Consider the following 9554-nt stretch of genomic DNA (forward strand, 5'->3'; position numbering starts at 1 on the left):
CAGTGCACAACCGCAAAAGCGGCCCGCGAGCAAAAGCTAGCGGGCCGCTTCTTCATTCCCTCACCGGAATGCGTTTTCCCCGGTAAGCACCTGGCCGAGGATGAGGGTATGAACTTCGTCCGTGCCCTCATAGGTGCGCACCGACTCCAAGTTGGCGGCGTGCCGCATCGGTGAGTATTCGGTGGTGATGCCGTTGCCGCCCAAAATGGTGCGTGCCAACTGGCAGATTTCAATGGCGGTGCGGCAATTGGAAAGCTTGCCCACCGAGATCTGGTGGGTTTGCAGCGTGCCGGCGTCTTTCGCACGGCCGATGGTCAAGGCGAGCAACTGCCCCTTGTTGAGCTCCACCGCCATGTTGGCCAGCTTCTGCTGAGTGAGCTGGAAAGAGGAGAGCGGGCGCTCAAACTGAAGGCGCTCGGCGCTGTACTCAAGGGCGCACTCCAGTGCGTCGCGCGCAGCGCCCATCGCACCAAAGGCGATGCCAAAGCGGGCCTCGTTGAGGCACATGAACGGGGCCTTCAGGCCAGGGTTTTTGGGCAGCAGAGCGTCCGCGGGGAGGGCTACTTGGTCCATCTCAATGTCGCATTGGATGGAAGCCCTCATGGACAACTTGTTGGTGATCGGGGTAGCGGTGAAACCCTCAAGATCGGTGGGCACAATGAAGCCGCGCACCGTTGCGCCGCCAGCGGATTCTTTTTCCAAGGTGTTGCCGGAAGCAACCACGTCTGCGTCGGAAACCTTTGCCCACACGATCGCCACCTGCGCCACGCTCGCGAGGCCAATCCAGCGCTTCGCGCCGCTCAGGCGCCACTGGCCATCCACCCACTGAGCGTGGGTAGCCATGCTGGAGGGGTCGGAACCGGCGGTGGGTTCGGTCAGCGCAAAACAACCGATCACCTCGCCTTTTGCCATCCGTGGCAGCCAGTGTTCCTTTTGCTCCTCGGAGCCGTGCTTGTAGATGGCAGACATTGCCAGCGAGCCCTGCACGGAAACCACCGTGCGGATGCCGGAATCGCCAGCCTCCAATTCCTGCATGGCCAGGCCGTATTCCACCGCGGACTTGCCGGCGCAGCCATAGCCCTTGATATGCATACCGAACAGGCCTGCCTCGGCGAGGATCGGGAAGAGATGGGTGGGTAGCTCGGCGTTTTCGAACCACTGGCCTACGTGGGGCTTGATGTGCTCGTCCACAAGCGCGCGGACGCGGTTGCGGGTTTCAATTTCGGAGGGTTGAAGCAGCGCCTCAATACCAATGAGGTCCGTGTTTCCAGCAGCCATGGAAAGCACCTTTCTTGAAAAAGTTGTGGCCTATGTAGTGACCTAAAATGTGATGCGCGTCTCTTTATACTAGGAGACGCGCATCAATTACTGCGGGCAGATACCCAATTTGGGTGAGATTATTTCACCTGACAGAAGAATCCTTAGGGAGCAGCGACCGCGGCGGGAACTGGGGTGCTGGTGACGTCGGAACCTTCGCTCCCCTTCCTGGAACCCCGGCGCAGGCGGTGCAGCACGATGAGACCTGCGATCACCACCGCACCAGCGATGGAAATGCTCCACTGCGGGAGGAACACCGCGAAGCCAGCGACCACCAGGATGATGCGGGTGACGGGGTCGATCTTGGCGTCGGCGATTTGGAGGAAGCCGGAGAAGCCTGCTGCCAGCGCAAATACGCCGATGATGGAGAGGACCGCTGCCGCGAGGACCACTGGGAAGCTCGCCTGCGCAACCAAGGCGGGGTTGAGGGCGAAGCCAAACGGGACGATGTATTTCACCGCACCCAAGCGCATGGCCTCCACGGATGTTTCCATCGGCCTGGACTTTGCAATGCCCGCCGCCGCGAAGGCCGCCAAGCCCACCGGCGGGGTGATGTAAGAAACGGAAGCCCAGTAGATGATGAACAAGTGCGCCGCGTACACGTTCACGCCGAGTTCCAGCAGCGCCGGCGCCATGATGATGGCCAGGAATACATACGCTGCGGAGATCGTGAGGCCCATGCCGAGCACAAAACAGGCGAGCGCGCCGGTGATGAGGAGGAGGATGACGTTGTCGCCGACCATGGCGATGAGGTCGCTGGACATACTGAGCGCCACGCCCGTTGCGCTAAGCCCACCCAGGATCAAACCGACGCCCGCAACGGTGGCAAACAGCTTGCCCATGGAAACTGCGAGGTCAATGTGCATTGAGTAGAGGTCTTTCAGCGTCATGCGGTCCTTCTTGCGCACGAAGGCGATGATCAGCAGTGTGAGCACAACCCAGTAAGGAATCTGCGCCTCAGAGGGGCTCACCACCAGCAGGACCGTGAGCAGGCCCAGGGCCAGGATGAACGGCCAGCCGCCCACCAGGGTCTTGCCGAATACCGGCAGCATTTCCTTGGGCACGCCACGCAGACGGTTCTTTGCGGAGTAGCCGTCCAACTGCATGTAGATGCCAAAGAAGTAGAGGAATGCAGGGATGGACGCCGCGATCAGGATTTGGGTGTACGGAACGCCGGCGAAGGACACCATGAGGAAGGCAGCCGCGCCCATGATCGGTGGCGTGATGGAACCGCCGGAGGAGGCGGTGGCCTCAACGGCACCCGCGGTCTTGCGGCTAAAGCCGTTCTTGATCATCGCCGGGATGGTCATCGGGCCGGTGGTGAGCACGTTGGACACCGCGGAACCGGACATCATGCCCAGCGCAGCCGAGGAGGCAACCGAGACCTTTGCCGTACCGCCGCGGTACTTGCCAAAGATGGACATTGCGAGGTCGTTGAAGAATCGCGCACCACCGGTGTGCTGCAGCACCACGCCGAAGGCCATGAAACCGATGAGCAGTTGGCCGGCGGTCTGCATTGGCAGTCCCACGATGGAATCGGCGCCCATCACATGCACCTGGGCAAGGGTGCCAAAGTCATATTGAATACCGGAAAGCACTGGTGATGGGATACTTTCCGCGATCAGCGGATACAGTGAAACCAAAGCTGCGAGCAAAGCGACGATCCAGCCCGCCGCACGGCGCAGCGCCTCCAGAATGAGGGCCCACACGATGATGGCCACCACAGTTGCGCGCGTAGGCGCGATCATGGACCAACCGAACAAAGAGATGTTTTCCGCGTTGAATGCCAACCACATGTTGGTGGCAAAGAAGACGACGATCATCACGACGTCATACCAAGGCACACCCGGGCGCGGTGCTTCTTCCTTACGGAAAGGCACCACAATGAATGCGATCGGAATGAACAGCGCCATGATGATGTAGAGGAATGCATTGGTAGCAATGAACACTCCGCCCACACCGAGGTAGAACACCTGGTTGATGGTGAGCAAGATACCCGCGGCGGACAAAATGCCCACCACGATTCCCCAGAACTTGGTCAAGCGCGGGTTCTCCCACACCGAGTCATTGTGCTCAAAGTCAATGGACTCAGCCTTGTCAATGAGTGCGTTCCTATCCAAGCCGCCGGGGAGCTGCTCTCCTGAAGCCTGACCCTGAGCGCCGTTTGAAGTTGCAGTAGTCACGGCTCCTCCTTTCTGTTGGTGCTGTGAGTGTTGTTGAGAGTGTGTTAGGTACGAGCCTCAGCTTTTGGCAGCTCAGGAAGGTTTTCAGCACGCCATTGGTCCCACATTGCGGAGGTTTCAGCGTGCGGCTTGGAGCCATGTTCCGCCCAGAATCCGGGCCAGGCTTCCTGCATGATGCGCTCGCGTTCGAGGAGTGCTTGGTTACGCACGTCAAGGGCATCAGTCCACTTGCCGCGCTCTTTGAGAACACGAACCACGCCTTTGTGGAATGGGATGAACAGCGGGGTCATCACGAGTTGGTCGATGCTCATCGCGGGGCTTTCCGTGGTGACGTTCTTGTATTCGTCAAAGCGATCCACAAAAAGGTTGGTCACCGCGTACACCTCTTCTTCAGAGAGGTCCTCGCGGACCACCATCGGGAGGGAGGTCTCCATCACGCCGGCCTCCTGCTCGGGGTCTTGGCCCGGGAGGTTCTTGGCGCGGACCACTCGGCCCATGGGGAACTTATCTACCAACTGGGTGTAGTTCTCCGGCGGGTAGGCGCCCATGTCCAACCAGCGCAGGTCATAGCGGGAGGCCACCTCTTCAATAGAGGCGCCAACCACGTTGGCGTAAATCACGTCAATTTGGCCGGTCTTGAGCGCCTCGAACTGTTCCATGCCGGTGATGGTGATTGGCTGGACGTCTTCCCAGTCCATGCCGGCGATGTTGAGGAAGCCAGACATCTTCTTGTTGGTCGGCGCCATTGCAACAAAGCGCGGCACCTTCTTTCCTCGTAGATCATCCAGGGTGTAGATGTCCGAGTCCGCCTTGACGGCCATGCCAAACTTGGTGGAGGGAGTCCACAGCAGGCGCACGGGCTTGGGGCCCCAGGCCTCAGAGGCAAACTCGCCGCTGCCTTCAAACACCTGCAGGGATTCATCGCCAACGCGGGCGTAGTTGGCAACGCCAGAAAACAGCGGCGCCATACGCGCAATGCCGGTATCGCCAGTCATCAAACGAACCTGGGTGCCCGTGCTGCGGGAGATCACATTGCCCAAGGAAGCAACAACGGCGTAGGTGGATGAACCAACTGCGAAGGTGCTCCACACCATGTTCTTGGGGAATCCAGCTTCCCTTGTTTGTTCATCACGGGCACAGGATGCGAGAGCAGTTGCGGCGAACGTTGCAGCCACTCCCTGCAGAAAACGGCGCCTAGACATTGGCCGAGAAGTAACCATTGCCCCTCCAATCTAAAGAATGTAACGCGGGTCACGTTGAAAGCGTTGGGGCAATCATAAAGAGGCGAAATGTGAAACACCATACAAAAACGGATTGATACCAAACGGCACATCAATTATTGCTGCTTTCCCGCAGGAAACAATCTTGATCTCGGCCAAATAGCGGCGCCGCGACCTGCAACTTTGCACATCATCGCAGGTCAGGGATGCGGTCAATGGGCGCATAAACCTAATACCGCTGCAGTATAAATAGGGAGGTAAAACCGCGGCACCACGTCCGCCACGGGGGTATTTTCCAGTGCCCGAATATTTGGAATATCCTCAGGCCAAGGCTTATAGACGGCAAGTACGCTACCCCCGTTTGAGGAAGTTTCGCGCAGTTCTTACTGATCTTCGGGCACCTCAAGCGCCCCTGCATAAACCCTGCCCAACAGCACCTCATAAGCCCTAAGCTGAAACCAACCTTGGGTACGCAAGCAGTAAAACAGCAGACCAGAGGAAAACAGACCAGCCCGTCAGACGCACGCCCACGGCAGGAGAACTTCATCCCGGTTCAGGTTCAGGTGAACCGAATGGCCGGGCGGCCACCTGGTTGCGTCGGAAATGCACCGCACTCCAAGGGCCAGCAACACTCGCGCCCCAGCAATTGGAAAAGGTAGGGCGCAATACAAATTCACCATTGGCCTTCACAGGAAAGGACTCATCATGACCACCCAAACTGCAGAGAGCTTCCAGGTCCCCGCAACCATGAAGGCGCAGCGCCTATATACAGCGGACAAGCGCATCACCATTGAGGAGGTGCCGGTTCCCACCATTAAGGCCGATGAGGTGCTCCTCAAGGTGGCGTATTGCGGTATTTGCCACTCGGACCTTTCCTTGATCAACGGCACCTTTACCCCGCGTGTGGATGTGGTGACGCAGGGCCATGAGGTTTCAGGAACGATTGTGCAGGTAGGTGAGAAGGTTTCGCACTGGAATGTGGGTGCGCGCGTGATCGCTTCCGCCGGCCGCCCCTGCGGCAAATGCAACAAGTGCCTGGTGGGCGATAGCATCGCCTGCGTAAAAAAGCAGGTCATGGCGTTTGATTACGACGGTGGCTGGGCACAGTACGTTGCCGTCCCGGCCGTTGGCCTCACCGCGGTCCCCGAGGGTGTCCCTATGGATCAGGCGGCAATCCTCGCCGACGCCGTTGCCACCCCATTCGGCGCCGTCATGCGCACCGCCCAACTGCAAATCGGCGAGTCCGTAGCCGTGTGGGGCGTGGGCGGCGTGGGCACGCACATCATGCAGCTCGCGAAAGTCGCCGGCGCGGTGCCAGTGATTGCGATTGACATCAACGACGAAGTCCTGGAACGGGCAAAGCAGCTCGGTGCGGATTACACACTGCGTTCCGACGACCCCGATTTGCAATCCAAGATCTTTGAGCTCACTCAAGGCAAGGGCGTGGACGTTGCCTTTGATGCGGTGGGCATTGAATCCACCAGCCGCAGCGCAATGGAGGCACTCAACCACTTGGGCCGCACCGTGGTGGTGGGAATGTCCTCCCAGGAGCTCGCGGCAGGTACGTCGATTGACCTGGCTCGCGGCCGCAAGAAGCTGTTTGGCCACTATGGCTACCGCACCGAAGACGTGGGCGCGCTGACACAACTGGTGCGCTACGGGCGTATTGATTTGAGCCAATCCATCTCCGAGGTGGTGCCCCTCGATGAAGTTGAGCGCGGCATCGCCGCCCTGGAGAACAAGGTTGGCAACCCGATCCGCATCTTGGTGAAGCCAAACGAGGATTAAGCGTTTGGTGCCCCCTTTCACCCCATATCCGGCTGCCCACTTCACGTACAACGCTTGTTGATCCAACGAGGAGTGGCGGCCGGATTTGGCATTTCCACCCCCGGTGGGGCTAATTATCTGGACCCAAGCAATGGTGCCCATCGGCGATGCACCGCCTGTGTGCCGTCGTTGTGGATATGTGGGCTTATCAGGGGTTTTCCGCGGTAGTGGATTTGCTATATTTGGGAGAATTGTAAGAAAAATGCAGTAGATTAATTGCAGATCAGTAATAAATCGGCTGGAGGGTTTACATGCGCCAACCCCGTGCTAGGTTGTACCCCAGAACGTACAAAGTGCGTTACATCACATTCTTCCCGCAAGCATGATCGGTGCCATCTTTGACCCGAATATGCGCGCTGAGAAACTTGGCCAAAACGTTTTACAAATGAACAACACAAGCCAAGCAGCTCTAGCACGCACATTGCACACCGCGCTCATCGCAAGCGAAAGCACCCCAGAAAGGACATTAGCCATGACAACCACCGGCACTTTCGTCCCAAAGACCATCACCGCAGATGGCCTGGAGATCACCTACTACGACTCCGAGAATGAGCGCGAGCACCCAGGCGAGGCAATCGTCCTGGTCCACGGCACCTCCGGTACCGCACCAACCCACTTCGGGTTCCTTTACCCAATTCTTTCCACCAAGTACCGCGTGATCGGCTTTGACTGGGCAAACCCCACCACCGGCGATCAGCCGCTTGAGCTGGAAGACCTCGTAGCCCAGACCGCAGAAGTAATCCGCCAGGTGGCACCAAACACCAAGGTCACCCTGGTTGGCTTCTCCCTCGGTGCCGTGACCGCAGCAGCCACCGCAGCGCGCCACCAGGATCTGATTGGCAACCTCGTGCTGATCGCGGGATGGGCTCGTACCGATTACGTACAGAAGCTGCGCAACCGGGTGTACAACACCCTCGCAGCCCAAGAGGACCCTTCCGCACTGCGCGCATGGACCATGTTCTCCGCGTACTCCCCAGACTTCCTGCTCATGCAATCGCCACAGGCGCTGGATAAGGCGCAGGAAACCATTGTGAAGACCGAGTTCTCCCACAAACAAATGGAACTGAATACGCGCATTGACATCTTTGATGAGCTCGGCAACATTACCGCTCCAACGCTGATTATCTCCGCGCAGGAAGACATCATGATTCCGCCGCACCACCAGCGCCAACTCTTCGGCGGCATTGATAACGCCCGCCTCACCCGAGTGAACTCCGGCCACATGTGCGTCAACGAGCGCGCGCCCGAACTGGTCCACCACATCCTCGAGTTCACCGAGAAGCCAGAGCGCTTCGAGGCAGGCTCAATCATTCCGACGCCAAAGCCTTAAGTTGCAGGCCGTTTCGCTGAGGCGGTGGGCGTCGGTACCTTGACCCCGCTGCCTTGACAACACTGACAACACTTCCACCCCCGCACCCTTCCCAACTTTTCTACTTACAGGAGCACCCCATGTCTGAGCATTTTGACTACATCATTGTTGGCACCGGCTTCTCCGGCATCTCCATGGCTTGCAAGCTCAAGCGCCGTGGCGAGGACAACTTTGTTGTCTTGGACCGCGCGGAGGGCCCAGGCGGCACCTGGCGAGACAACACCTACCCAGGCGTTGCCTGCGACATCCCATCCCACGTCTACTCCTTCTCCTTCCACCTGAACCCAAACTGGTCCAAGTTCTTCGCCCCAGGCGAGGAGATTCAGCAGTACATGCTGGACGTAATCCGCGAGGAAGGCATTGAGCCCCACATCCGCCAGTTCAACGAGCTCAAGCACGCCGAGTGGAATGAGGCCGAATCCCTGTGGCACATCACCACCGCTCAGGGCGAATACACCTGCAAGTACTACATTTCCGCAGTGGGCAGCCTCACCGTGCCAACGCTGCCAGACATCCCAGGCATTGATACCTTCACCGGGGACAAGATGCACACCGCGAAGTGGGATCACACCGTGGACCTCACCGGCAAGCGCATCGCAGTGGTAGGCACCGGCGCCTCCGCTATCCAGGTGATTCCTGAGATGGTGAAGATCGGTTCCGAGGTAGTGGTGTTCCAGCGCACCCCGTCTTGGATTCGCCCACGCCCCGACTACGTTTACTCCGAGACGACGAAGCGCGCGTTTGCCCGCGACCACGAGGCACTTGAGCGCCACCGCGAGAACATCTACTGGTACCTCGAGCAGGGCTTCGCGGCCCGCAGGAACGTAGCCACCTACAAGGCAACCGCCACGCAGGAGGCCCTGAACCACCTGCACAACCAGGTGGAGGACCCAGAGCTGCGCGCAAAGCTCACCCCTGACTACGAGATCGGCTGCAAGCGCGTGCTGCTCTCCAACAACTTCTACCCTGCAATCCAGGACCCAAAGGTTACGCTGGAAACCTCCGCTCTGGTGAGCATGGATGGCAACACCGTCACCGCTGCTTCCGGCGAATCCTACGAGGTAGACGCCGTTGTGTTCGCAACCGGCTTCGACGCCACCACCGCCCCATTCGCCCCATACATCCACAACGGCTCCGGCACCTCCCTGGAGGACCACTGGAACGTTGCCGGCATGAAGGCCCTGGACTCCATCACGGTTGCCGGCTTCCCGAACCTTTTCATCATCAACGGCCCCAATACCTCCCTGGGCCACAACTCCACGGTGCACATCGTGGAATCCCAGGCCGACTTTGTCCTGGACACCCTGGACTACCTGGAGGAATCCGGCTACGACGTCTTCGAGGCAACCCAGGAAGAAGAGGACCGTTACATCGCCGAGATGGATGCCGAGGCAGAAGAGACCATCTGGCTTTCCGGCGGCTGCAAGTCCTGGTACTTCGACCACAAGTTCGGCCGCCTGACCACCATCTACCCGAACTCCGCCCAGTACTTCCGCGACCACAACGGCGTGTTCAACCCAGAGAAGTACACCTTCCGCAAGTCCGAGCGTGAAGCCGTCACCGTATAGCAACACGCCTTGAAAGGGGCCTTGGCCGTGCGCCGGGGTCCCTTTTTAGTTTTGTGGGGTTGGTGGGGGG

Annotated in this window: 6 protein-coding genes; 3 read left to right on the forward strand and 3 right to left on the reverse strand. The window is 59.1% G+C overall.

Annotation, left to right across the window (positions count from 1 at the left end; all coding sequences use genetic code 11):
• Positions 1-60 precede the first annotated feature (60 nt).
• From NQ050_RS06490 to NQ050_RS06500, 3 genes are all read right to left on the reverse strand, one after another.
• Positions 61-1278, reverse strand: a complete 1218-nt coding sequence (locus tag NQ050_RS06490) for an acyl-CoA dehydrogenase family protein (protein WP_257038487.1) — start codon at positions 1276-1278, stop codon at positions 61-63.
• A gap of 143 nt (positions 1279-1421) precedes the next feature.
• The gene (locus NQ050_RS06495) at positions 1422-3500 is read right to left on the reverse strand and encodes a TRAP transporter permease (protein WP_257038488.1); all 2079 of its coding nucleotides are present in this window, start codon (positions 3498-3500) and stop codon (positions 1422-1424) included.
• A gap of 44 nt (positions 3501-3544) precedes the next feature.
• On the reverse strand, positions 3545-4720 hold the full coding sequence (locus NQ050_RS06500) for a TAXI family TRAP transporter solute-binding subunit (protein ID WP_257038489.1): 1176 nt from the start codon (positions 4718-4720) through the stop codon (positions 3545-3547).
• Positions 4721-5425: 705 nt separating this feature from the next.
• Here NQ050_RS06500 and NQ050_RS06505 point away from each other — a divergent pair.
• The 3 genes from NQ050_RS06505 (at position 5426) to NQ050_RS06515 (ending at position 9484) form a co-directional block, all read left to right on the forward strand.
• Positions 5426-6508 (forward strand): zinc-binding dehydrogenase, encoded by a 1083-nt coding sequence (locus NQ050_RS06505; protein WP_257038490.1) that lies wholly within the window; start codon positions 5426-5428, stop codon positions 6506-6508.
• Between the two features lie 511 nt (positions 6509-7019).
• Complete coding sequence (locus NQ050_RS06510; RefSeq protein ID WP_257038491.1) at positions 7020-7877, forward strand: alpha/beta fold hydrolase; 858 nt, start codon at positions 7020-7022, stop codon at positions 7875-7877.
• Positions 7878-7996: 119 nt separating this feature from the next.
• Positions 7997-9484 (forward strand): NAD(P)/FAD-dependent oxidoreductase, encoded by a 1488-nt coding sequence (locus tag NQ050_RS06515; protein ID WP_257038492.1) that lies wholly within the window; start codon positions 7997-7999, stop codon positions 9482-9484.
• The last annotated feature ends 70 nt before the right edge of the window (positions 9485-9554 follow it).

It is taken from the genome of Corynebacterium sp. 122RC1 (assembly GCF_024580955.1).
Taxonomy (GTDB): domain Bacteria; phylum Actinomycetota; class Actinomycetes; order Mycobacteriales; family Mycobacteriaceae; genus Corynebacterium; species Corynebacterium kozikiae.

Excerpts from the sequence above, each read along its gene's own strand:
- NQ050_RS06505 (WP_257038490.1), top strand. The coding sequence starts at position 5,426 with ATGACCACCCAAACTGCAGAGAGCTTCCAGGTCCCCGCAACCATGAAG.
- NQ050_RS06490 (WP_257038487.1), bottom strand. The coding sequence starts at position 1,278 with ATGGCTGCTGGAAACACGGACCTCATTGGTATTGAGGCGCTGCTTCAA.
- NQ050_RS06500 (WP_257038489.1), bottom strand. The coding sequence starts at position 4,720 with ATGGTTACTTCTCGGCCAATGTCTAGGCGCCGTTTTCTGCAGGGAGTG.
- NQ050_RS06510 (WP_257038491.1), top strand. The coding sequence starts at position 7,020 with ATGACAACCACCGGCACTTTCGTCCCAAAGACCATCACCGCAGATGGC.
- NQ050_RS06515 (WP_257038492.1), top strand. The coding sequence starts at position 7,997 with ATGTCTGAGCATTTTGACTACATCATTGTTGGCACCGGCTTCTCCGGC.